Genomic DNA, 24,544 nt, shown 5'->3' with positions numbered 1-24,544 from the left:
GCCGAACCTGATCTTCATATTCCCTTACAATGGGTTGACGCCGTACTTCTACGGCTCACGATTTTCACAATCAACTAATCATGAGCTGCCAGACTTGGGGTCACATAGGAGATGTGTCCCATGTTTACTTTTGAAACCGCCGACCAGAAGGAAGTCAGGCGTTTCCGAATTGCGCAGTTCAACGGCCGGACCGCGACCGTGAAATCCGGCGGATCCACGATCACCGGCCACGTCCGTTCAGTCATGGAAAAGGAAGCGAGCGTCCCGCCGCGCTGGACCATTACGATTGTGCCGACGCCGCCCAAAGCCCAAGCGCCGCTGCGACCGACCTCCCGGGTTCGCCCCTTCGCCGAGGATTATTTCTGACAGCACGGACGTCCGCGTCCGCAATCAGCGCGTTCGACCGAGCCGGTCGGACGCCAATTGTCGTTGTCTGCGTTGCGGGGGCACCGCGGGGTGGAAGGCGCGAGCGCGGCATTCGCGCTCGTCCGTCGTCATCCGATCTGGTTGAGGAGTGCTGCGCGGACGAGTTCGGCGGTGTTGCGCGCGCCGACCTTGCGCATGGCTTCGGCGCGATGGCTCTCGAAGGTGCGGGGGCTGATGCCCATGCGCAAGGCGCCCTCCTTGTTCGAATGGCCTTCGCTGATCAGCTTGAGGACCTCGTGTTCGCGCGGGGTCAGCGACTTGCTGGCCCGGCCGGGCGGTCGCGCGGACGCCGCGCCCTGCTCGTGAGCCGGCACCGCCCGCGACAACGGTCCGAACTGCCCGTGCGCGCCGGACATCTGGTTGACCAGGGCGCAGACCCGCTCGGTCTGTAGCAGCGCATTGTCGACGACCACCTGGACATGCCGGCGCTCGCCGGGCGTCCTGGCAATCTCGTCACTGCGCTGCTTGATCTCCTCCATGTAGAGCATCAGCGCGGTCAGCGAACCGTTCAGTTGACGAGCCAAGGCGAGCGTGCCCCGGTCGTCCTGCTGTCCCACCGCAAGCGGGGCCGGGGCGCGCAACCGGGGCGCCGGGAGGCCCGGGTCGTTAACCTCCAGGCCGCCGGGAGCAGGTGCGACGTGATCGTCGGATAGGCTGTTGTTCAGCTGTGCCATGCCTCATTCTGGCGCCACAGCGACTTTAACATGGTTAATTCTGCCGCCCGTAGCAATACGGGCTTCTCCGGCAACTCGCGCAACCGTCGATACTTTCTCCCGAAAGTTGCAAGCCGAAATAGTTAAGCCGGTGCGCGATGCCGGGCTTCGGAAGACCGTCCCCGGCGTGCGCGGCGGCGCCTGTCCAAGACGCCGCGCATTCCTACGATTGTTTACTGACATTAATTTCGCACCAACTGTTTCGTGCTTCCATGCGTTCCGTGCCCGTCCGTGGAGACGAGCGACCTTGACATGTAGCTGACAGCCTGACGCCAATGGGACCGGTCGACCGGATCTGGGAATTCCTGCAGCGGTTGTCACCGCTGACACGAAGCTGTCTGCTCAGCGAGCTCGAACGGCTGGAGCTGAGCGGCGTCGACATGCCGGGATCCGCCGACCTCCAGGCGCGGCTGCGCGCCGAGATCCGCAACAACAACGGCGCCGGCGGCCACCGCACCATCAATCCGTCGCGCTACTTCTTCATGCCGGTCGAGCAGCTTCTCATCGACGGATCGCCGGAGCATGCCAATGAGGGCCGCATTGCCCGCGGCTCCCTCACGCCGATCTGGGAATGGATCTCGCGCGATCTGCTGCCGACCATGGCGCGCGACTACAACGCACAGATGAAGGACCTCATCGCCGCGGACAAGCAGCGCGAGATCCGCCAGACGGCGAGCGCGTTCCAGACCAAGGTGACGAAGTCGCTGGAAGGCACGCTGGCGCGCGCCGAAGGCATCGAGCAGGTCCGCAGCAAGCTGAAGGCCTATACGGCATCGCCGTCGGTGTTCGACGACGTCGTGAAGCTGATGAAGGCGCTGCGCGCCCGTGAGGAACTTGCAAAGTTCGCCGATTCGTTGCCGGACCGGATCGCGGAGTTCGACGATCCGCAGGTGAAGAAGATGGTGCTGCTGCTCGATGCGCTGCGCAAGAAGCAGCCGGAAGCCGTGCCCTTTGCGTTGACGCTCGTCGCCAAGCGTCTGAAGGAGCCGTGGCAGGTGATGCGGCTGGCGACGAAGGCGGCGCGTTCGAAGAACATCGCCGACGTCATCGCGGCACCCTACGCGATGACCGTGCCGATGGTGCTCGACCAGCTGGAGGACAAGCGGCTCGCGCTCCGGATCGCGCTGAAGAACAACCGCGTCGTGACCGCCAAGGAAATCCTGACCAGCATCTATGACATCGAATATGCGATCCAGGTCCGCATCGATCGCATCGAGGACTCGGACTGGGGGACGCGCCTGAACGCCATCATGGCCAATACCGACAAGATGGTACAGGCCGAGGTCAAGCGCTTCCCCGAAGAGGTCGGACACGTGCTCGGCTCGAACAGGCTGCGCAGCCATCGCACGTTCGGCGGCCGCCTCACCTATTTCGCCTGGAAGGGCCGCGATGCGATCAAGACGGTGCTGCGGTCGGCAACCGGTTGACGGCCGCGCGTTCGAAGCGGCCCCTGGACCGATCCTCAGCCCTGCGCCATACGCTCCCGCGCCGACTTGAAGCCCGCCACGAAGCGCGCCAGCGTGTCCGAGGTCTTGCCGCGCGGCAGCATCACTTCGATCAGCGAGAACCGTCCCCGACGATGCACCGCGCGCTCCAGCGCGGCGACCAGTTCGCCGCGGGTGGCGACGCGCTCGCCCGTGCCGCCGATGGAATTGGCGATGTCGGCATAGTGCCAGTCGTCGAGATCGTTGAACCGCGACTCCGGCTGGAACACGCGCAGCATCTCCCAGCTGCAATTGTTGAACAGCACGACGATCGGATCGAGGCCGTAGCGGCGGCAATTGCCGAGCTCCCATCCGGTCATCTGGAACGCGCCGTCGCCGACCAGGATCAGCGGACGAAGCCCGGTCGCGGCCACGCCGATGCCGGCCGGCACGCCGAAGCCCATCCCGGCGTAGTAGCCCGGCGCTGCCAGCGCCGTGTTGTCGATCTCCATCGCCGTGAACAGGCAGTCGCCGATATCGGAGGTCATCGGCATCCGGCCATGGCGATCGAACATGTCGTTGATCGCGGTCGCGATGTCCGAAGGCGCGATCGGCGCGCCATCGGCAGCCAGGCCACGCGGATACGCCGAGCGCTGCCGCGGCAGACCGGGAGCCGCAGCCTGCGGTGCCGCGCGCTCGTCCAGCGCATCGATCAGATCGCCGAGCGGCATGTCGCGATAGGTGTGATGGCCGATCTGGACCTCGCGGCTGGCGGCCAGGATCATGCGGCGCGGGTCCGGCGCCCGGTTCGACAGCGCGAAATTGGTGTCCGAGAGGATGACGCCGAGCATAAGCACAAGATCGGCATTCTCGACCAGCTCCGTGATCGCCGGATTGCCCGCGGCGCCGAGATAGGTGCCGGCGACGACATCGTCGGCCCTGTCGAGCAGGCCGCGACCCATGAAGGTCGTCACGAGCGGCAGGCGGAGCTTGCGCGCCAGCGCGGCGATCCTGTCCTCGACGCCGTAGCGGCGGATTTCGACGTCGACGACGATCACGGGACGCTCTGCCTGCGCGATGCGGGCGAGGATCTCCTCGACGCACTCGTCGAGCGCCTCGCGGCTGGCCCGCCGTGGCGGCAGCGGCGCCACCGGCTCGACCTCGGCATCGACCATGTCGCGCGGAAATTCGAGATACACCGGCAGCGACATCTCCTTGGCGCTGCGCAGCACGCGCGCGATCTGCGCCGGCGCCGTGGCCGGATCGCTCAGCACCGCCTGATCGCAGGTGATCTCCTTGAACACCGCGAGCTGCGTGTCGACGGTGCGGGCCTGATGATGCAGCAGGAAGCCGGAGACGCGCTCACGCGCACCGGGCGCGCCCGCGATCACCACGACCGGCGAGCGTTCGGCATAGGCGCCGGCGACCGCGTTCACGACGTTGAAGGCGCCGGCGCCATAGGTGACGACGGCGACGCCGAGGCCGCCATGATAGCGCGCCGCCGCATCCGCCGCGAAGCCGACCGCCGGCTCATGGCTCAGCGTGACGCTCGGCAGGATGTTGCTCTCCTCGATGACCTTGAACAGCGGCAGCACGAAGTCGCCGGGAATGCCGAAGATCTCGCGGGCGCCGTGGTCCTTCAGGGCGGCAAGCAGCGCATGGGCAAGAGCAGGCATCCGGATCCCCTGAGCGTAGCGTGACGTTCAGCCGGTGCTACACGATGAGGGCCGGACTGCCAACCACCGGCCGCTCGGTCGGCGAGCCATGCCGTCCGGATCGCCCCGTCCAAACTTCATGAGGGAGCGCCAAGGCCCAAGCTCACCCGCGCCGCATCAGTTCGCCGTCAGCAGCAGGGCCTGGGCGGAGGGTGCGCCGCCATGCGGCATGGCAAGCGTAACCGTGAACAGGATGGCGACTGTCATGATCATGCACAGCTTCATCATGACCGTCCTGCGATCGGTGATCGGCAGGAACAGGAAGAACAGCAGCATCGCCGCCAGCGCGAGTTCGAAAACGTAAGACATGGATGACCTCCTCCGTTGCCAGGAGGATGGCGCATGCCGGAAGCCCAGACTGTGCGTGCCGTCACATCGGTCCCATGGTCCACGCGAGCCAGTATCCCGGCCTCCGCAGCGGGACCGCGCAAACCAATCGATTGCCACCTCTCAGCCGTCGAACAGCGCGGCCTCGGTAAAGGCGAGATCGCCGAGCCGCGGCGGATGCGGCCCTTTGGCGTATTTGCGTCCGCGCTTGTCCGAGTACCAGCCGGCCAGCCCTGCGATGGGCGCATTGGCATCGAGCCGCACCAGCAGGCCGCCGCGCCGCAGCAGCAGCCAGCCGATGTTGCCTGCCAGCCGCACGAGGTCGGCGACATCCCGGCAATACAGCAGGCGATACACCGGCAGCGCATTCATCACCCGGTGCTTCTGAAACACGAACGGATACGCCGCATCGGCCGCACGCGCGACGAGACTGAGACATCCCCACTCCGCATGCTGCCGCAACAGCTCGGCCTCGTCGGGAGACAGCCCGTGCAGATTGTCCGCGGAGAATTCATCGACACGGACATCCGGGCGCGGTCGTGACAGCGCCAGCGCGGCATAGACCTGTCCCTTGCAGTAGACCGAAAAGCCCTGAGCCTCGACCTGCGGCCAGGTGTGCGGGGCCGGCGTGATGTTGAAATAGGTCACCGTCTTGTCGCGCGTCGCCGCGCGCACCAGCATCGAGCTGAAGGCACGGAACGCCGGCTCGACATACCAGCTCGAGACATTGGCCCTGACGATCGGCTCACCGCCGATGCGGAGCGCGGAGAACAGCAGCAGGATGACGCCGACGGGGACCCCGCCATGGTCGAGACAATAGCCGAACGCCGGATAGCCGGCCGGCCGCGGGCGCGCCGCGTGGCGTTCGAGTCCGCGCAACCAATAGGCCTCACTGCGAAAGGCGAAGCCGCGCGTCAGCAGTGCGGCGACCGCCGGCAGATCCGCCGCGCCGATCTCCCGGATGCGAACGCCGGTCACGGCCCGCGCGGGCGCCGGCCTGTCGTTTGCAATCTCAGCTTTTTTGATTGGCTGCATTCCAGCATCACCCGAGAGAGGTCCAGCACACCGTCGCGTGGCGGGATCGTCATGGCGGCAATTATCGTAAAAGGCTTTGGCGGCAGTGAACCACGTCTTGCTGGCCTTACTTTTCAGTTAATGGAATGCGCGAGCCATACCCGTCACGCTTCGATCAGCGTCGACATGATCGTCGCGAACGGCGCTGCCGCTCACGGCCGCGGGATGCGAAACATGTAGGTTTCATCGGCATTGAGACCGTCGACGAAGAAGCGGCCGGGTTTCGCCTCGATCCGGCGCCGCAAGCCATCCCAGCCCCAGACCTCAAGGCTGCGCGTCCATGTCGGCAGGTCGAGCTCGACCGCGCGCCCCGGCTGGTCGGTCCAGCCGGCAATGTTCTGCCACACGATCAGATCGGCGTCGGCTCCGCGCAGCGTGTACAGCGCCAGCCGCCGGTCGATGGACACGATCTTCATGTGGCCGGCGAGCTGCAGCACCGTCTTCACCACGAGGCTGCGCGCCTCCGGGGTCCAGGGATCCTTGCCCGTCGCCATCGCATAGGCCAGGCCGTCGACATCGGGCGTGTCGCCAAGATTCCACGGAAACGCCAGCACGGATACCGGCGAGCGGCCGTCCTTGCCGACCACCGCGAGCTGGTCCCAGATCGCATTGAGAAACAATCTCGCCGCGTCCGGCTCGCTGTCCCACGCGCCGGCGCGCGCGACGTTGAACTCGGTGGCGTAGAAGTTGATGTCGCGGCTCAGCCCCATCGCCCGCTTGATGCGGTCGAAGCAGGTCTGCACCGAGAACTCGCGGCCGTGGGTCATCGGATACCATTTGTCATTGTAGTAGGTATGCAGGTCGATGCCGTCGAGACGGCCGTCCTCAAGCAGATCGGCGATCGCCGGACCGTAGCCGCGCAACGTCGCATCGCCATGCGAGTTGCAGGTGGCGAAGCCTCCGGGAACCACCCGCAGCTTGGGGTCGACGCTGTGAACACCGTCGGCAAGTCCGGCCAGCGCGTCGTGATAGTCCTGGCGCGGAATCGTGGCCTGCACATCGGGCTCGTTGATTGCGGTGAAGACCGTAGCACCCCAATCGGGAATACCGTTTTCGCGGCCCCAAGCGCCACCGGGACGGAAACGTCTTGCCATCGCCTGCCCAGCCGCGAACCAGTCCTGATAGGACCCGATCGGCTGCGGTGGATCGAGGCTCTGATAGCTGCCTTCATACTCCAGCAGGATCAGCGGCATGATACCGCTCTTGTGCGCTTCCAGCATGGCGGCATCGAAATCGTGCGGTGTCGGTACCCGCGCCAGCGTCCGCCAGCCGTAGGAGTCCATTCGCCCCATCCTGGCACCGACGCCGTGCAGCGCCTGATAGATCTGCGTGCTCCTGCCGGCCAGATGCGTGACCAAATTGCCGCCGCCGATGCGCTCGTCGATCCGCAGTGCCGAGGCGTTCGTTTCGCCGGCGCGGACAGCGCTCGGCCATGGCGACGTGACAAACGTTAAAAGGGCTGTGCTAATGACCAGCAGATTGGAACGAAGTCGCAATGTCTGATCCCTTAGATGTCCGTTATGACGTTTGAGATCGTCCAGGTCGTTCAAGAGATAAGCAATGCCGGCGGCGTGGAAACCGTCGCTATCGAGCTGGCGCGCGTTTTCGGCCGGAATGGTTTATCGAACGTCGTGCTCGCGAGCACCGTCGCGGACAATCTCGAGCACACGATCAGGGTCGAGCGCGTCGCGCCGTGGCTGGCGCGGATTCCGACGCGCGGACTGTTCCGGCACATCGGCCGCGCCATCGTCGTGCCGCTGTTCACGGTGGCCGCGACACGGGCGCTGGCGCGGCACCCCGACGCCGTCGTCGTCAGCCACGGCGACAGTCTCAAGGGTGACGTGCTGATCGTGCATGCCGTCAATGCGCAGAGCCTGGCCGAGAAGCGCGCCGCCGGCAGCTGGCGCTGGATGCTCAACCCGATGCATCTGTGGGTCGCGCTGCGCGACCGGTTCATGATCGGAGGCCTGCGGTATCGGGCGTTCGTGGCGGTGTCCTCCCGCGTCACCGCGGAGCTGCAGCGCTTCTTCCGCGTGCCGGCCGCCCGCATCCACGTCATCTCCAACGGCATCGATCTCGCGCGCTTCAAGCGCGACACCGCCAGCGGCCAGGCGATCCGGCGTGAGTTCGGCATCCCGGACAATGCGCGCCTGCTGCTGTTCGTCGGCCACGAATTCAACCGCAAGGGACTGGCGCATGCGATCGGCGCGCTCGATCGGCTCGGCGACGACGTCTGGCTGCTGGTCGTCGGCTCGGACAATCCCGCGCCCTACCGCAGGCTGACGCGCAACGCCCAGCAACGACTGATCTTCGCCGGCTCACGCTCGGACATGCCCGCGCTGTACTCGGCGGCCGACGCCTTCGTGCTTCCCACGAGCTATGAGACCTTCTCGCTGGTCTGCATGGAGGCCATGGCCTGCGGAGTGCCAGTGTTCGCAACGCCGGTCGGTGGCATCGAGGATTATCTGCACGACGGCGTCAACGGCTTCCGCATCACGGCCGATGCCGTCGATATCGCGGCCAAGCTCGCCTCCGTCTTCGCCGACCCGGCACTGATGCGCCGGCTGCAGGACGGCGCCCGGGCGACCGCGCAGACCTATGGCTGGGACCAGATCGGACTGCAATACATCGAACTGCTCAAGCAGATCGATGCCGCCAAGCGACAGCCTGGCCACGCAGCGATGGCGCTGCCGGTGAAGGCCTAGCTAATTCGTCTGCAGCCGCTGTGGGCGGGCGAGGCCGGATGCGGCTCTCGACTGATGCGCCGCACGGCATGCCGTTTCAATCGCCGCCGCGACCGCTTCATAGGTGAAGCGCCGGAGCACGTTCGCGCGGGCCGCTTCACTGCGAACGGCGAGCTCCGCCCGCCGGCCGCTGAGCTCATCGATGAGCCGACACAGGCTGCCGGGGTCCCGCTCCGGCACGATCCAGCCGCCGTCGCCGACGACATCCGGAATCGCTCCGCAGGTCGATCCGATCACCGGGATGGCACAGGCCTGGGCCTCGATGATCACCCGGCCGAACTGCTCGCGCACCGCGTCCGTGGTGCGCGTCAGCAGCAGCAATGCGTCCAGGCCGCGCAGAAAAGCCGCGACCGCAGCGGGTGCAGCCCAGCCCTGGATGGTGACGCGCCCGACCAAGCCAAGTTCGGCGACGCGCCGGCGGAGATGCGGCTCGTGCGGACCTTCGCCCATGATGCTCAGCGTCGCCGCCGACTTGCTGAGCGCGAGCGCTTCGAGCGCATCGTCGAGTCCCTTCTCGACCACCAGCCGGCCGACATAGCCGAGCCGCAGCGGCGAGCCGGCCCTCGCATTCGATCGATCGTCCGCCGGCATGAAGGTCGCGAGATCGACGCCATAACCGATCGGCGTCACCGGCCCCGTGTAGCCACACGCCCTCACGACCTCGGCCGCATCGGGACTGCGTGACAGGATATGAGCGGTGCGGCCGAGGACGAATTTGCGGATCGCCTCGAATGGTGGCGGCAGCCGTTTCAGGATGTTCTGGTCGACCTCGAGCACGAGCGCCGCACGGCCACGCAGCATCTGCGCCTGCAGCGCGACGATGCTCCAGGGCTCCTCCCAAAGGTGAATCACGTCGGGATCGAGCTCGCGCAAAAGGCGGCGCAGCGCCGGATAGAAGTGCAGGTACCATTTCATCGGACCCGCATCCGGAAGCCGGATCGGGAGGCGATGGATGGGAAACCCTTCGTTGGAGTGAGCCGCGGTGATGGTGCGGCCGAATTCCTTCCAAACTTCGGGCACCACGAGATGCAGCTCGACGTCGGGCCGGGACGCGAGATGGCGGTAGCGCAGCCGGCCGGCCTCGCTGCTGGTGGCCGGATGCGCAATCGAGACGATCCGCAAGCGTCCCCTGCTAGACACGGCCCATCACCTTCGCTGCAGTCCCGCTGAAGCCCGTGAGATGCAGCTCCATCGCCGCCAGCGTCCGATGCGCGCCATTCATGGTGTTACGCGGAATCGAGAACGCATCCTGCCCGGCTTTGACGAGGCCCTTGCGGGTGGTGGCAGCACTGGCAAATCCGGCCTGCCGCGCCAGCGCAAAGTCCCGCGGTCCGCAATCGGCGGCGCGCCCGTAGGGAAACGCGAAGTGCCGGACGTCGATGCCGAGCCGCTCGTTCAATCGCAGCCGCGCGCCGGCCAGCTCGCGCAGGGCGTCTTCGGAAGACAGCGACGAGATGCGCGCATGCGACACGGTGTGAGCTCCGATCTCGACCAGGGGATCGGCTGCCAGCCCTTCCAGCATGTCCCAGGAGATCGCATGTTTCCAATGCATCGCCTCGATGTCGATGGCGTTGGCGGCACAGAACGCGGCGTAACGATCCGCGGCCTGCGGGCCATCCCAGCGCGAGACGACCTGCGCGAACACCGCGCGGCGCTGCTCGTCGCTCGACAGCGCGATCCTCTCATCGTCGACCGTGACATGGCCCCTGTGCCGCAGCGTGTCCTCCAAGCCAGCGGCCCACAGCGGCAAGGTGCCGTCGGGAATCCCGGTCGTCACGAACAGCGTCACCGGCACCTTGTGCCTGCGGAACACCGGCACCAGCAGCTCGCACGTATCGCGGTAGCAGTCGTCGATCGAGAAGTTGACGTAGCGGCCGGACGGCTCGGCGCTTGCAGCCCGGCGCAGCGCCTCGCTGATCGTCACGATATCCCAACCCTGGTCGAGGACATAGCCGAGGAAGCGATCGAGAAAGTCGACATCGACGTAGAAGTCGCGATTGGGCAGACGCTCCCACTGCTCTGCCGGCGCGGTGCGATGGAACGTCAAACAGCAGCCGCGCGGGCCGAGCACACGATCGACGGCCTTGGCAACAGGAAGGACGAAGGCACCGGATGCCATCATCGCCTTGGCGGCAGCGAGGGCCAGCAGGGTCAACTCAGCTCTCCCTTCATCTTGAACGTACGACGAACATGACGGAGCGCCGTGCCCACCACGGCCGGCAGCAGGATGCCGATCGCAAAGGCCAGGCAGAGCAGATACGCCAATCCGCCGGCGAACAGGCGCGGCAGCAGGCCCGGCACGGAAGTCTGAATCATCAGGCCGAGCACGACCATCAATGCGGTCGGCAGCAGGGCCAGGCCGATCACGAGCAGGAGCTTTCGCGCATCGCCGAGCACGAACACCACGCCCGACAGCAGCACGAGGCTACGGATCGCTTCGCCAACGCCGAGCAGCTGCATGCCGGCCGCCGGGGACGGATCGAACAGCGGCATCAGCAGGTTGAAGCCCATGTTGGCGAGATAGGCCGAGACGATGATGACCGCAGCGACGCCGTTGCGCCCCGCGCCATTGAGCAGACGGATCAAAATCCAGCCGAGGGTCGCAGCCCAGACGCCGCAGGCGATGCCCTTGAGCGCATGCGAGGTCAGCAGCAGGGCCTCGTCGCCGAACGCGCCGCGGAAATAGATCAAGCGGACGATGTCGGTCGAGAAGACCAGCAGGAACGCCGAGGCCGGCAAGGTCAGCGCGAGCAGCGGCCGCAGCAGCGCCTCGGTCTGCGCGCGCGGATCGCGCGGGGCGTGCTGCGACAGCACCGCCATGCCGAGCGGCTGGCTGATCAGCAGCAGCGCGCTCTCGGTCAGCGAGCGCGCGTAGTCCAGCGACGCGACGGCGCCGGTCGTCAGCCGCGATGCCGTGAAGCGCTCGATCCAGACGTTGCCCTGCTCGGCCAGCGGCAGCGCCAGCAGGACGCGCAGCCGGAGGAAGAATTCGAACCCCTTCTCGATCACCATGCCGACGGTCAGGCCGGAGACGCTCAGCGCGCCGTCGCGCCAGAGCGTCAACAGGCCCCAGGCGGCGAGGCCATTGAAAGCAACGGTGAAGGCGCAGGCGAGCATGTAGGCGTCGCCGGTCAGAACCAGCAGGCCGATGCCGCCGATCACCGCGACGTTGAGCAGGCTGGCACGGACATTGGTCAACCGCGTGCGGCCGAGCGCGATCTCGCCGGCGGCAAGCACGTTGAGCACCGCCGAGGCCGGCATGCCGAACGCCATCATCCGCACGAAGTGCAAGGTGAGCTCGCGCCCCTCCGCCGAGAAGCCGCCGACGACGGCGTTCACCCAGAGCTCACCGAGCAGCAGGATGATCGCGGTCACCAGGCTCGAGACGACGGCAATGACGATCGTCAGCGCACCGAGGCTGCGCGCGGCATCAGGCCGCTGCAGCGCCTCGCGATGCATCGGGATCATGATCGCCGGCACGCTCTCGTTCTGCAGGAACGCGAGCGGGATGAGCACGGCCGCCATGGCGGCGCGGAAGCCGTCGGCGACGAGCGAGGCGCCCAGCACATGCGCCATCAGCACCTCGCGACCGAAGCCGAGCATCTTGCTGGCCAGCGCACCGCTGATCAGCAGCGCACTGAAGCGCTTGAGCGAAGGACCGGAGGCGCTCATGCGGCCCCCTCCGACACGGCTGGCGGCCCCATCCGCAGCGCAGGGACTTGTCCGTCCTCGAGCAGTTTCGGCCACGGCAGCACTGGCGCGAGAATGGCGAGGGTCGGGCCGAGCGAATCGCAGTCTGCGACGAGATCGGCCGTACACCGCTCGGAGGACGGGGCAGATGCAACGATCGTGCTCACACCGCCGCTCCCGCGCCGACATTGCGGATCAGAAGCCCGATCGAGTCCAGCATGCGTGCAAGACTGTAGTGGGTGCGCGCGCGGCGCGACGCGTAGTCGAGCTGTGGCGCGAGGATCTCGGGTTCAGCCAGCACCGCGTCCAAAGCCCCGGACAGCGCACGCGCATCACCTGGCGGCACGAGCAGACCGGCCCGGCCATGTTCGAGGATGTCCGGCGCAGCGCCGGCGTCAGTGGCAATCACCGGCACGCCGGCGAGCATCGCTTCGACCAGGGTGCGGCCGAACGGCTCGGGATCGATCGACGGATGCACCATCGCGTCCATCGCCTGCATCAGCAGCGGCACGTCGCTGCGATGTCCCAGGAAATGAACGCGGTCGCCGAGGCCGAGATCGGCAACGAGCCGTCTCAGCTCAGCCGCGTAGTCCTGCTCGCCGAACAATGCGTCGCCAACGATGACACCGTGCACGTCCGGCAATTCGGCCAGCGCCTCGATCAGAACATGCTGCCCCTTCCACCGCGCGAGCCGGCTGAACACGCCCACCAGCGGTCCCGACGGCAGGCCGAGCCGCTGCCTCAGCTCCTGGCGCGACGCGGGCACGGGTTCGACGGCGAGACCATTGGGCACGACCTCGACGAGAGAGCGTCGACCTCCGGCCGCGATGAAGGCGGCGGCGGCGGCTTCGGAGGGGACGACGACCTTCGCCGCGAAGCGGTTGGCGAGAAAGATCTGCATGCGACGCTGCAGCACGCCGAAATGAGCCGGGCTGATGATGTCGTGCAGATGCCAGATCAATGGCCGCCGTGCCGCGATGTTGGCGATGGCCGACAGGACAAAGGCCTTCTGCGAATTGGCATAGAGGACGTCATGCTTGCGTGCGACATGCGCGAGCTCCGCGGTGATCGCCGCGAGTCTGCCGAACAGCGGCAGCGCCTTGAGCCACGAACTGTCGCGTCTGAACTGCCCCAGGCCGCGGCCCCAGCGCGACGTGATGACCGGCATGCGACGCTCAGCCAGCGCCTTGCCGAGCGGGCCCGGCTCGAACAGGAACACCGCGGAATCCCTGCGGCCCTGGACGACATCGAGCAGGATCAGCTCGGCGCCGCCGATCTGCCCGGTATGATCGACGAACAGGACACGCTCGGTCGACATCACCCGGCTCCGGCGTAGGCTGCCACGGGCGCGGTCTGGACCACAGGCGCGCTGCGGTGCTCGACGTCGGTCATGGTGACGACGATGCCGACATCGCGGGCTCCGAGCGCCCTGCTCCTGTTCACCGTCGCGACCGCCGGCTCGATCAACGACCGGTCGCTGCGAACGCAGACGATCGCCCAGTCCGTACCGGCAAGGAAGTCGTTCCGTTGCGACGGCAATGGTGTGTCGACGATCACGGCATCATAGCCATCGAGACCAGCGAGGAGACCGTCGAGGCTGATCGCGTCGAGAATGTCGCCGACCGGACCGGTCGCCTCACCAACCGGCAGCACGTCGAGCGAGGGATGCGCGGTGGGCAGAACCATGTCCCGGAGCGGCGTCCCGCGCTCCAGCGCGCCGACCCATCCGGGGTTTGCCGGCAGCGCCATGATCTCGGCAAAGGCGGGATGCGAGACGTCGCACTCGACGACCAGCACGCGCCGGCCTGCGGCCGCGAGGTGCTCTGCCAGCGCACAGGTCGTGGTCGTCTTGCCATCTGCTGCATCAGGAGAGGTCACGACGATGCGCTGCGATCGGGCGGACCGCTTCAAACCGAGTTCGTGGACGAGCTCATGCAGCGTGTGCTGAAAATCAGCGTCCTCGGAGGCGAGGCGCAAGACGCGCGGGATCGCCAGCGGTTGATGGCCCTGCAGGATGGCGCCGAGCGCCGACATCTCACGCAGACTCTTCAGGCGCGGCAGGCAGGCCAGGATCGAAACGTCGGCGACGCTCGGGAGATGAGACCCTCGTTCGGGCGCTGCCGGTGGCTTCGCCGCCTCCGGTGCGGTCACACGCTCGGCCAATTCAGGGACGATGGCGGGAGCCTCGTCGACAGCGGGCGTCTCGACCTGCCCGGCCGGCGCTTCCGGAGCGACGGGCACGGGCGGGCTGATCAGGCGCGCGCCGAGCTTATCGGCGAGCAGCGCAGCGCCGACACCGAAGATCAACGCGAGCGTCATGCCGGCGGCGAGGAAGGGGATCTTCTTCGGGAAGAACGGCTTGCTCGGCAGCTCAGCGAGGCTGACGAGACGCGTGCTGCCGCGCAGGACGCGCCGTTCGGTCTCGAGCTCGCTCGCTTTCTTGTAGAGCTCGGCATATTGCTGGCGCTTGATCTCGGTGTCGCGCACCATGCTCTCGATGGAGGCCTCGTCCAGCGTGGCCGAGCCGGCCTCCGCCTTCGCCGCGTCCATCTGCTTCTTCAGCGAGGCCACCAGCGCGGTGTTGGCATCGTACGTCTTCTGCGCGCTCGCCGCGATGCTCTGCATCTCTGCGACCAGCCGCTGCTGGATGATCGCCTGCTCGCGCGTCAGCGCCAGGATCGAGGGATGCTTCGGCCCGAGCACGCCGGTCGCGCTGGCGAGCTGCGCGCTCACGGTCGTCAGTTGCTGCTTGAGATCGGCGATGGTGCGGCTCTGCAGCACCGACGGAGCGTCGGTCGGCCCGCGCTCCTGCTCCGACTTGATCTCCTGCAGCCGCGCCGCGGCGTCGGCGCGCGCGGCCTCCGCCTGCGACAGCTGCTGGCCGATGCTGGTCAGCCGCTCCGAGGAGATCGGCGCATTGGCGCCACGCATCAGACCCTTGGTGCGGCGGAACTTCTGGATCTTGTCGTCGGCCTGACGCAGTTGCTGGTCGAGCTGCTTCAATTCCTTCCAGAGCCAGGAGCTCGCGACCTCGCGGCTGTTGGCGCCTTCGGTGCGCTGGTCCTCGAGAAAGGTCTGCGTCAACGCGTTGGCGAGCGTCTTCGCAACCTCGGGACTGCTCGACTGATAGGAGATGTTGATGACGCGCGAGCGGCCGGCCGAGGCGATGCTGAAGCGGCTGTCGACATGATCGATGAACGCGCCCGGATCGGTCTTCAGGCGCTGGCACGCATCGGCCGAACCCATGAGACGGCCGCGCTCGCATTCGCCGACCACGGCGTCGACCACGCCGGGCGACGACATGATCTGACGCAGCAGGCGCGGCGAGCGGATCACCAGGAGCTGGCTTTCCATGTCGGCGGGATCGCCGATCTTCTGCGCCCACGCCGCCGAGGTGTTGGCACCCGGCTCCTGCTCGGCGATGATCACCGAAGCGGTGGCGAGATAGCGCACCGGCAGCAGCACGAGTGCGGCCACGGCGAGCGCGAGGACGGCGCCGGCCACGATGGCGAACACGCCGCGGCGGCGCCAGATCCGGGCGACGGCGTCAATGCCGGACAAGGCCTCGCCAAGAGCCGCCTGCCTCATGATCTGCACCCGCGCCACATCCAACACTACGCAATCAGCCGCGTCGCGCGGCCCTGATGTCCCGCACGGAAACTGTCGATCTCCTCGTTGACCGCCGCGACGAACTGGCTGCGGAAACGCTCGGCCGAGAAGAAGCCGGCGCGCTGGCGGCAATCGAGACGCGAGATCGACTTCTCCTTGGCCGCGAACGCACGCACGCAAGACGCGATCGCCTCGGGCTCGGGCGACTCGAAGAACATGCCCGTCGGGCGCGGCCCCGTGGTGAGGATCGACTCGCGCGCACCGCCGCGGCCGAGCGCCAGCACTGGTGCGCCTTCGGACTGCGCCTCGACCGGAATGATGCCGAAATCCTCCTCCGCCGCGAACACGAAGGCGCGGGCGGTGGTCATGAGGTCGCGCAACTGCTTGTCGGGCACGAAGCCGGCAAACTTCACGTTCGGCCCCGCGATCGCCTTGAGCCGCGCGGCTTCCGGACCGTCACCGGCCACGACCAGCTCGAGGTCCGGCATGGTGTTGAAGGCGCGCACGATCGGCTCGATGCGCTTGTAGGGCACCAGCCGGCTCGCGGCGAGGAAGTGGTTGCCGACCGGGAGGATCGCCGCGCGCTGCGCGATCGTCACCGGCGGGTAGATCACCTTGGCGTCGCGGCCGTAGATCTTCTTGATGCGGCGGGCGACGAACTGCGAATTGGTGAAGATGGCGTCGGGGCCGTGCGCGGTGCGGGCATCCCAGATCCGCATCTTGTGCAGCAAGGCGCGGGCGATCAGCCCCTTGACGCCGGTGGCGTAGCCGCTCTCCTGCAGATACTGGTGCTGCAGATCCCAGGCATAGCGCATCGGCGAATGCACATAGGCGATGTGCAGCTGCTCCGGCCCGGTCAGAACGCCCTTGGCCACCGCGCAGCTCGAGGAGATCACCAGGTCGTAGCTCGACAGGTCGAGCTGCTCGATCGCGAGCGGCATCAGCGGCAGATAGGAGCGGTGATACTTCCGCAACAGCGGCATCTTCTGCAGGAAGCTGGTGCGCGACATCTCGAATCCCAGCTTGGCGCGGTCCTCGGGACGCAGCAAGTCGAACAGCGTGAAGACGTCGGCGCCGGGATAGCAGCGCAGGATCTCCTGAAGGACCTTCTCGGCGCCGCCGAGAACGTAAAGCCAATCGTGGACGATCGCGACGCGCATCGCACTCTCCCAATTCCCGGGGTATTTAATAAAACCCTTAAGGGAGACGTTCACGCGCACAAACCCAATCCTAAACTTCTAGTTAATCGCCCTTCTCCTCCGACCCGTCGAATCCGCTGCTAACAAGTAAGGATCAGTTAAGGATCGGCAAGACGCATCGCGCCTCAGATCGTGACAGGCGTGTGCCGGACCAGAACGCGAAACAAGGCTTTGGTCCGCTTCGGCACACTCGGGCACCCTAGGCGGTCTTGCTTAACAGGCCCTTGCCGATTGCAACGCCCGCGCGCGCCGTGATCGGTGGAGCCAAACCGCGACGACGCGCCGCGGCCCGTTCGTTAACCTCTGCCGCCGCACACGAACGTGATCGCGATCAGCCGGCGATGGCGAGCTGCTCGACCGCGTAGCCGTGGCGGATGGCGCGGTTCAGCACGGGATCGACCAGCTCGAAATCGAAGCGGTCGGCCGGGCGGATGCCGCCCTTGGCGGCAAAGGTGCCGCCGAACATCGCGGTGCCCTCGGGCAGGCCGGCCTCACCATAACGGCGGGCGATCAGGTCGACGGGCGCCAGCATGCCGCTCAGCGCGCCCTCCTGATACAGCACGCGCTCGCCGTCGATGGTCGCGAACGCGCGCAGCGTCAGCCGGTCCCAATGCGCGGCGACGTCGTCGACCAGCCACAGCTCGGGCGCGACCGGCTTGTCGCACATCTGCTTGGACACGGTGATGTTGTAGGTCTCGACCTTGCGGTCGGTATGATCGGAGCCGACGCCGACCAGCAGCCGTCCGCCCGCCTGCACCAGCACGAACTCGACCTCGCCGGAGGAGTCGCCGCCGCTGACCTCGATGCTGTCCGACGTCGTCAGCCGGCTGGCCGCGGCCTCGTAATAGATCGGCGTCGTCGCGGGCCTGGGAATGCCGAGCTCTTCCAGTTCGGCGATGTGCTTGTCGCGGGCGACCGGATCGCGCCCGGTCCAGCCGGCGATGACGAGGCGGCTCAGCTTGATCCGCTGCCGCGTCGCCGCACCATCCGCGTGAACCAGGACATCGATCGTCGCACCGCTCATCGTCTCATCGCCTCTTGCTGACCAGCCCGCCGCTTAGCCGTCCGGCCGCGCGCTGGCAAGCCGCCCCGCCGTTCACTCCTGCTCGGCCTTCTCCGCCTCGTGATCCTCCTTGAGGTGCCGCTTGCGGATCTGATGGGTCGTGAACCAGATCAGCGCGATCGCGGCCGGCACGAAGGCGGCGGTGGCCAGCGTCGGCTCGACCGGCAGGCCGGTGTCGTGCGCGCCCTTGGCGAGATAGCCGAACAGGCTGACGACGTAGTAGCCGATCGCGGCCACCGACAGGCCCTCGACCGTGCTCTGCAGGCGCAACTGCAGCTTGGTGCGCTCGTTCATCGAGCGCAGGAGATCGCGGTTCTGCTGCTCCAGCTCGACATTGACGCGGGTGCGCAGCAGATCGGCGGCGCGCGCCAGCTTGAGCGACAGGTTGGACTGCCGGCCCTCCAGCGCGTTGCAGGTGCGCATCGCCGGCGCGGTGCGCCGCGCCAGGAACGACGACCAGCTCGAATACGGCGCAACCGGCTCGCCCTCGATCACCGCCAGACGGGCCTGCACCAGGTCGTAATAGGCGCGGCTGGCGCCGAACCGGAACAGGCTGCCGGTGGCGCCGCGCTCCAGCAGCGCTTCGAGCTCGGTCAGCTCGCGTAGCAGGTGGTTGTTGAGCTTGAACGATTGCGCGCCCTGCATCTCCGCGAGCACCTCGACCAGCCGCCGCTCGATGCGGTCGACGTCCGGCGCCAGCGCCAGCGCCGCCGGCAGGCCGAGCAGCGCCAGGGTGCGGTAGGTCTCGAGCTCCAGCACGCGCTGCACCAGCGCGCCGAGCCGCTCCGGGGTCGGGCCTTCGGCGCAGACCAGGATGCGGGTGAAGCCGTCATCGTCGAGACGGAAATCGGAGGCGACCGCGCCGGCGCTGCCCTTGATCGTCACGATGGCGAGGCTGCTCTTGTCGAAGATCTCCTCGGCGCGCGCCACCGGATCGGCCGCGTTCTCGACCTCCAGCTTGACCGCGACCAAGAGCTCGCCGGCCTGCGGCAGCGCCGCGATCAGCGCCTGCAGCTCGGGCGCGATGGCCCCGAAGCGGCGCGGGCCTGAGTCCGCGGGCGGGCTCCAGATCCAGGTGAGCGTGGCGAATTCCGAATGCTGCTCGAAGCGCAGCCTGACCGGGCCGAGATCGACCTGGTGATGCTTGACGCCCGGCTCCGGCGCCGGCGCGCCATGCTGTGCGCAGAACGCGGCAAGGCTGGCGCGGTCGACCGCCGGACTGTCGCCTTTCGCCATGAAGGCGAAGCGGATCACCAGCACCGGCTGCGTCAGCGGCGTGAACGGCCGCGCATGCACCTCGTTCAGCACGCTCTCGCGCAAGGCATGCGGCGTGAAGGCGGACCTGTCGAGCGACGTCATCGGGAGAGTCCGCTGTTGAGAGCGACACCTGACGCAGATGATCGCGCTGCGCCTGAATTGATCACCCCCGTCATGCCGTCCATCCTCCTGACGTCCATTGTCGCCCGGCCGCCGACGCGCCGGCAGCGTGTGACAGCAGTGTAGCGCAATTCGATGACGGCGCCACGGCCGCGGCCATGTCGGGCGCGTCGGCGGCTCTCTCGGCGCCACCGCACGTCGACCCTGATGCACGCAGACACACCAACACCTCCCGCGGCGCGATCGCACCCGGGATTGATCTCAACGAACCCTCCGGAAATGCCGAGGGCGCAGGGAAGGCCGGACCTCGACTGAGGCCCGTGGCCCCCGTGCGGAAAAATTGCACGGGGCAGGAACCACAGGTTCAGCCGGACAGACCCGGCCCTCCCTGCGCGATGGGTTTAACGGCTGCTCCGTGCTCTTGTGTGTTCGAAACCTGCCAGAATGTGCGAACGGGCGGTTCTGACCAACCGCCCGTCGCTGGATCTGAGCCCGATCGTGCTCAAAGGCCCTAGAGCCTGTCGGGGAGCGTGGGACAGGTCCGGTGTCTTCCTTCAACCCGAACAGTTGCACGGGCTTCGAGCCCGCACCTTGCAAGGAAGGGAGCTGGATGATGGCACAGAATGATCTCGTTGTCGCGGGTGTCGATGTCGCCAAGGATAAGGTCGATGCTTGTACCCGAGCGCCCGGGTCCAAGCAGATGTTTGAAAGGACGAAGGAAGGCCAGCGCGACTTCGTGGCGTGGCTGCGCCGGCACGGCGTCACCAAGGTCGTGATGGAGGCCAGCGGCGGCTACGAGCGGGAGTGGGCCAAACTGGTGCGAGCCGCCAAGATCGACGTTCGTATCGTCGATCCAAAGCGGGTGCGGAGCTTCGCTCAATCGGCCGGGCGCCTGGCCAAGAACGACAGTATCGATGCGGACACGATCGCCTGGTTCGCCGAGACCTTCAACGAAGCTGCGGTGCAAGCCTACGATGCCGCCCGAGAGAAGCTTCAGCAGATGGTCAATGTGCGCCAAGCGACGAAAGATATGCTGGTCAGACTGAAGAACCAGGGCGAGCATAAATTGCCTGTAGAAGTACAGCGTCTGCATACGCGCATCGTCAAGGCGATCAGCGCCGAGCTGGCCGAGCTCGAGGCAGAGATCTCCGCCCTGATCGAAAGCACGCCGCATTTTGCGGAGCTCGCCGAGATCATCGAAAGCGTTCCGGGCATCGGCCGCACGACGTGTGCTACGCTGATAGCAACCATGCCGGAGCTCGGCCAGACCAGCGACAAAGCCGTCGCGGCGCTGCTGGGTGTTGCGCCGTACGATGATGACAGTGGCCGGCGTCGCGGGGATCGGCACGTCAAGGGCGGACGCCGCAGAACTCGCAACACATTCTACATGGCCTGCGTGGGCGCCGCGACGCGGTGCAATCCAGTCCTGAAGGCCTTCTACGAGCGCCTGCTCGCCCAAGGTAAGTTGAAGAAGGTCGCGCTGACCGCCTGCATGCGCAAGCTGATCTGCATTCTCAACGTCATGGTCAAACGCCGCCAAAAGTGGAATCCGGCGCTCCACGTTGTGAACGGGTCGAGCGCCTCATAGCCGCTCGGGCTCCGCCCGAGCGCACGCCAAGCCAACAGACCGGCGAGCGGACGGGGTCAAGGCCGTCAGCCGCCGAAGGCGGTGGCGCGCCTTCGCGCCAGCCTTGAGGCCGGCCGATCACCGGTCTACAAAAAAGACAGTTGCTCCCCGGGGACCGGCTTGTTTGCCCCCGTCGCCTGATGACACGTCATGTCATCCAGGCTTGGCGCCAGCGTCGGGGCGCCAGGACCACACGGCTTGACCGTCCGCGAGCTGCCAATCGTCCAGCGCATCAGCACCTGACAGGCCCGCGGCCACCACTCCCCGCCTCTACGTATCGTGACGACGCGTACGCCCCTCTGCATGAGGACGGGATGCGGGGAGTAGAACATGATTTCGGGAAAATAGCAATACGAATCTTTTCCGGCATGGTGAGAGCTTTTGCACCAATCCCGTTCCTGCCGCCCCGCACGACCTCCGCACTCTCTCACCCTGAGGAGCCTGCCGCAGGCGGACGTCTCCGCCAAGCAGTGATCGATGCGGTGCGCGAAGCTGCTGCGGCCAAGCTCGCCAGTGTGGCCGCTCGCGAGCGGATCTCGGAGAGGCGGATATCTTCTGAACGTCTCACATCGCTCGTGGGGCCCCCCACCCCCAACCCCTCCCCGCAAGGGGGAGGGGAGCCCGGCATCTCACTTGATGGCTGAAGTCCGCCGGGTTTCCGCAGCCCCCGTCCGCGGCCTACGCAGTTGTCACGACAGGCATCGTAGATCATAACCGCTTGACCTTCTCGCCGTCTCGCGATGGCCCTCACCCACTGTTTGTCCAAGCCGCACAGGACTCCCATGACCACGCTCTCCTCGATCGTCGCGCGCGGTGTCGCGCTGGTTGGCAATGCGGCGCTGCAATGGCGCAAATTGCAGGGGGAGACGCCGGCGCCGGCGTGGGGGGCGCAGCCGCAGATTCCGCTAGCGAAGCCGCAGGGGATGCTGCCGACCTTGAAGATGCCGACGGCGCGCGGCTGGCGCGATGGCGAGAAGCCGGTAGCCGCGGCGGGGCTGAAGGTGAATGCGTTCGCCACCGGGCTGGATCATCCGCGCTGGATCTATGCAATGCCGGACAAGTCCGTGCTGATCGCGGAAGCGACGCAGGTGCCGAGCCCGGTGCGCAACATGTTCGGCTACGCGATGCAGGCGACGATGCGCCGCGCCGCCGCGCTCGGCGTCAGCGCCAACCGCATCACGCGGCTGGTCGATGCCGACGGCGACGGCACCGCTGAGCGCCGCAATGCGTTCATGGAAAATCTCAGCCAGCCGTTCGGCATGGCGCTGGTCGGCGACACCTTCTATGTCGGCAATACCGACGGCATCGTCGCCTTCCCGTACAGCGCGGGCGCCGATCGCATCACCGCGCAGGGCCAGCGGCTGACGAATTTCAAGCCGGGCGGACACTGGACGCGCAGCCTGCTGGTCAGCCCCGACGGCACCAAGCTCTATGCCGGCGTCGGCTCGCTCACCAACATCGCCGAGCTGGGGTTCGAGGTCGAGGAGGGCCGCGCCTGCATCTATGAGCTGGACATCGCGAGCGGCGCGAGCCGCATCTTCGCGGCCGGCCTGCGCAACGCGGTGGGGCTGGCGTTCGAGCCGTCGACCAAGGTGCTGTGGACCGTCGTCAACGAGCGCGACGGGCTCGGCGACGAGACGCCGCCGGACTACCTGACCTCGGTGCGCGAGGGCGGCTTCTATGGCTGGCCCTATTGCTACTGGGGCAAGACGGTCGACGACCGCGTGCCGCAGGATCCGAAGCTGGTCGCGACCGCGCTGACGCCGGACTACGCGCTCGGCGGCCATACGGCTTCGCTCGGCCTGTGCTGGCTGCCGGCGGGCACGCTCCCGGGTTTTCCGGATGGCATGGTGATCGGCCAGCACGGCTCGTGGAACCGCAGCAAGCTGTCCGGCTACAAGGTGGTGTTCATCCCGTTCGAGAACGGCAAGCCGTCGGGCCCGGCACGTGACATTCTCTCCGGCTTCCTGGCGCCCGACGAGAGCTTTTCCTATGGCCGCCCGGTCGGCGTGACGCTCGGGCCGGATGGATCGCTGCTGGTGGCGGACGACGTCGGCAACTGCATCTGGCGCGTGACCGGGGCGTAGCGGAACCGGGCCGGCCTCGAGCCGTTGTCGCCGGGACAACGGACAGTCCCGAGGAGAGCGCCATGGCCGACAACGTCAATCCGAACCAGAAGCAGCCCGGCGAGAAGCAGGAAGGGCAGTATCACTACAATCCCGGCAACCAGTCCGGGAAGACCATCGACGTGGGCAAGTCGGAAGACCAGCAGGTCAACAACAAGGACCGCATCGAGCAGCGCGAGGAGCCGCAGTCGCGGTGAAATCCTCGGACTTCACCTCTCGTCATGCCCGGGCTTGACCCGCCTGCGCGGCCGAAGCCGCTTCGGCGCGGCGGAGGCCCGGGCATCCATCTCCTTGCGACGAGTGATGGATGGCCGGGTCGAGCCCGGCCATGACGCTGAGAGAGTGCAGCCCTACCTCTCCAGCAGGAACGCCAGTGCTTCGTCGCAGGGCGCTTCGACCTTCAGCGACAAGAGATCATCCGCGCGGGTGCGGCCGAGATTGACGGCGGCGATGGGGATGTTGCGGTCGGCGGCGGCGCGGACGAAGCGGAAGCCCGAATAGACCATCAGCGAGGTGCCGACGACGAGCATGGCGTCGGCCTGCTCGACATGCTCGCGCGCGGTGGCGACGACCTCGCGCGGCACTGTTTCGCCGAAGAACACGACGTCGGGCTTGAGGATGCCGCCGCAGGCCCGGCACGCGGGCACCGTGAACGTGGCGAAATCGACGCCCACGAGATCGGCATCGCCGTCGGGCGCATCGGCGGCGTCGTGCGCCATCCAATGCGGATTGGCGCCGGCCAGTTCGTCCTGGAAGTCGGCCCGCGACAGCATGGCGCCGCAGCCCATGCAACGGACGCGGTCGAGCCGGCCGTGCAGGTCGATGACGTTGCTGGTCCCGGCGGCCTGGTGCAGCCGGTCGACATTCTGCGTCACCAGCAGCGCGCAGCGGCCCTGCGCCTCCAGCCGCGCCAGCGCATGATGCGCGCCGTTCGGCTGGGCACGGCCGAAGCGGCGCCAGCCGACCATGCTGCGCGCCCAATAGCGCCGGCGCGTCTCGTCGCTGCCGACGAAGGCCTGGTAGGTTACCGGCGGCGTGCGCTTCCACTGCCCATCATTGTCGCGGTAATCGGGAATGCCGGAATTCGTGCTGCAGCCGGCGCCGGTGAGCACGACGATGCGGCGGTGGCTGTCGAGGAAGGATTTCAGCGCGGCGGGATCGACCATGACCTCGCAGATGTAGGTGGCCATGGCGGCCTGCGCCAGAGCGCCGCGACGCGGCGCTCTCGGTCTGAACCATTGCTCGTTCCCGGCCTTATCCCGTGGGAGGACCTGCCATGACACCACGCAACGGGCATGATCGCGGACTCCGGCCGCTCGACGGGCCGGCCGACGACGCTGACATGGACGACGAGCGCGACCTCGCCACCGGCGAGGGCGGCACGATCGAGGTGCCGCCGACCGACGACGACATCGCCAACGACGATTGAC

At 67.1% G+C, this 24,544-nt stretch carries 21 protein-coding genes; 7 read left to right on the top strand and 14 right to left on the bottom strand.

Annotated elements, in window-relative coordinates:
• Positions 1–120 precede the first annotated feature (120 nt).
• The gene (locus QX010_RS15740) at positions 121–366 is read left to right on the top strand and encodes a hypothetical protein (RefSeq protein ID WP_006614403.1); all 246 of its coding nucleotides are present in this window, start codon (positions 121–123) and stop codon (positions 364–366) included.
• Positions 367–494: 128 nt separating this feature from the next.
• Here the strand turns inward: QX010_RS15740 and QX010_RS15735 are convergent, their stop codons facing one another.
• Positions 495–1,100: a helix-turn-helix transcriptional regulator gene (locus QX010_RS15735; RefSeq protein ID WP_315800640.1), complete on the bottom strand. Its 606-nt coding sequence runs from the start codon at positions 1,098–1,100 to the stop codon at positions 495–497.
• A 314-nt stretch (positions 1,101–1,414) separates the two neighbouring features.
• On the opposite strand from QX010_RS15735, the gene QX010_RS15730 reads away from it, so the two are divergent.
• A complete protein-coding gene (locus QX010_RS15730; protein WP_315800641.1) occupies positions 1,415–2,566 on the top strand; it encodes a hypothetical protein in 1,152 nt (383 codons plus the stop codon).
• Between the two features lie 35 nt (positions 2,567–2,601).
• Here the strand turns inward: QX010_RS15730 and ipdC are convergent, their stop codons facing one another.
• From ipdC to QX010_RS15710, 4 genes are all read right to left on the bottom strand, one after another.
• The gene (ipdC, locus tag QX010_RS15725; protein WP_315800642.1) at positions 2,602–4,239 is read right to left on the bottom strand and encodes an indolepyruvate/phenylpyruvate decarboxylase; all 1,638 of its coding nucleotides are present in this window, start codon (positions 4,237–4,239) and stop codon (positions 2,602–2,604) included.
• A 156-nt stretch (positions 4,240–4,395) separates the two neighbouring features.
• Positions 4,396–4,587, bottom strand: a complete 192-nt coding sequence (locus tag QX010_RS15720; protein WP_315800643.1) for a hypothetical protein — start codon at positions 4,585–4,587, stop codon at positions 4,396–4,398.
• A 141-nt stretch (positions 4,588–4,728) separates the two neighbouring features.
• Positions 4,729–5,640, bottom strand: a complete 912-nt coding sequence (locus QX010_RS15715; RefSeq protein ID WP_315800644.1) for an acyl-CoA acyltransferase — start codon at positions 5,638–5,640, stop codon at positions 4,729–4,731.
• A gap of 191 nt (positions 5,641–5,831) precedes the next feature.
• Entirely contained in the window at positions 5,832–7,052 is a 1,221-nt protein-coding gene (locus QX010_RS15710; RefSeq protein ID WP_410051955.1) for a hypothetical protein, read from the bottom strand.
• A gap of 147 nt (positions 7,053–7,199) precedes the next feature.
• On the opposite strand from QX010_RS15710, the gene QX010_RS15705 reads away from it, so the two are divergent.
• Positions 7,200–8,384 (top strand): glycosyltransferase family 4 protein, encoded by a 1,185-nt coding sequence (locus QX010_RS15705; RefSeq protein WP_316180405.1) that lies wholly within the window; start codon positions 7,200–7,202, stop codon positions 8,382–8,384.
• Here the strand turns inward: QX010_RS15705 and QX010_RS15700 are convergent, their stop codons facing one another.
• The 8 genes from QX010_RS15700 to QX010_RS15665 form a co-directional block, all read right to left on the bottom strand.
• Positions 8,385–9,563, bottom strand: coding sequence for a glycosyltransferase (locus QX010_RS15700; RefSeq protein ID WP_316180404.1), 1,179 nt, complete (start codon positions 9,561–9,563; stop codon positions 8,385–8,387).
• Positions 9,556–10,578, bottom strand: coding sequence for a polysaccharide deacetylase family protein (locus tag QX010_RS15695; protein WP_316180403.1), 1,023 nt, complete (start codon positions 10,576–10,578; stop codon positions 9,556–9,558). The genes QX010_RS15700 and QX010_RS15695 overlap by 8 nt, the downstream gene beginning before the upstream one ends.
• Positions 10,575–12,095: a lipid II flippase MurJ gene (locus QX010_RS15690; RefSeq protein ID WP_316180401.1), complete on the bottom strand. Its 1,521-nt coding sequence runs from the start codon at positions 12,093–12,095 to the stop codon at positions 10,575–10,577. Before QX010_RS15690 ends, QX010_RS15695 begins: the two co-directional genes overlap by 4 nt.
• Before the next feature lie 181 nt (positions 12,096–12,276).
• Positions 12,277–13,434: a glycosyltransferase gene (locus tag QX010_RS15685; RefSeq protein WP_316180400.1), complete on the bottom strand. Its 1,158-nt coding sequence runs from the start codon at positions 13,432–13,434 to the stop codon at positions 12,277–12,279.
• Complete coding sequence (locus QX010_RS15680) at positions 13,431–15,701, bottom strand: exopolysaccharide transport family protein (RefSeq protein ID WP_316180399.1); 2,271 nt, start codon at positions 15,699–15,701, stop codon at positions 13,431–13,433. The genes QX010_RS15685 and QX010_RS15680 overlap by 4 nt, the downstream gene beginning before the upstream one ends.
• Positions 15,702–15,727: 26 nt before the next feature.
• Complete coding sequence (locus tag QX010_RS15675; RefSeq protein WP_316180397.1) at positions 15,728–16,882, bottom strand: glycosyltransferase; 1,155 nt, start codon at positions 16,880–16,882, stop codon at positions 15,728–15,730.
• Positions 16,883–17,252: 370 nt separating this feature from the next.
• Complete coding sequence (locus QX010_RS15670; RefSeq protein WP_316180395.1) at positions 17,253–17,945, bottom strand: DUF2848 domain-containing protein; 693 nt, start codon at positions 17,943–17,945, stop codon at positions 17,253–17,255.
• Between the two features lie 72 nt (positions 17,946–18,017).
• On the bottom strand, positions 18,018–19,343 hold the full coding sequence (locus QX010_RS15665) for a DUF3422 domain-containing protein (RefSeq protein ID WP_316180394.1): 1,326 nt from the start codon (positions 19,341–19,343) through the stop codon (positions 18,018–18,020).
• 631 nt (positions 19,344–19,974) lie between these two features.
• On the opposite strand from QX010_RS15665, the gene QX010_RS15660 reads away from it, so the two are divergent.
• The 3 genes from QX010_RS15660 (at position 19,975) to QX010_RS15650 (ending at position 23,311) form a co-directional block, all read left to right on the top strand.
• A complete protein-coding gene (locus tag QX010_RS15660; protein ID WP_316179866.1) occupies positions 19,975–20,949 on the top strand; it encodes an IS110 family transposase in 975 nt (324 codons plus the stop codon).
• A gap of 821 nt (positions 20,950–21,770) precedes the next feature.
• Positions 21,771–23,075: a sorbosone dehydrogenase family protein gene (locus tag QX010_RS15655; RefSeq protein ID WP_316180392.1), complete on the top strand. Its 1,305-nt coding sequence runs from the start codon at positions 21,771–21,773 to the stop codon at positions 23,073–23,075.
• A gap of 62 nt (positions 23,076–23,137) precedes the next feature.
• Positions 23,138–23,311 (top strand): hypothetical protein, encoded by a 174-nt coding sequence (locus tag QX010_RS15650; protein WP_316180390.1) that lies wholly within the window; start codon positions 23,138–23,140, stop codon positions 23,309–23,311.
• Between the two features lie 153 nt (positions 23,312–23,464).
• Here QX010_RS15650 and QX010_RS15645 read toward each other — a convergent pair whose 3' ends face one another.
• The gene (locus tag QX010_RS15645; protein WP_410051954.1) at positions 23,465–24,280 is read right to left on the bottom strand and encodes an NAD-dependent protein deacetylase; all 816 of its coding nucleotides are present in this window, start codon (positions 24,278–24,280) and stop codon (positions 23,465–23,467) included.
• 110 nt (positions 24,281–24,390) lie between these two features.
• On the opposite strand from QX010_RS15645, the gene QX010_RS15640 reads away from it, so the two are divergent.
• On the top strand, positions 24,391–24,543 hold the full coding sequence (locus QX010_RS15640) for a hypothetical protein (RefSeq protein WP_316180387.1): 153 nt from the start codon (positions 24,391–24,393) through the stop codon (positions 24,541–24,543).
• Position 24,544: the final 1 nt, after the last annotated feature.

This window comes from Bradyrhizobium sp. SZCCHNRI1009 (genome assembly GCF_032487575.1).
Taxonomy (GTDB): Bacteria; Pseudomonadota; Alphaproteobacteria; order Rhizobiales; family Xanthobacteraceae; genus Bradyrhizobium.
This window is presented reverse-complemented; position numbering and strand designations above follow the sequence as displayed.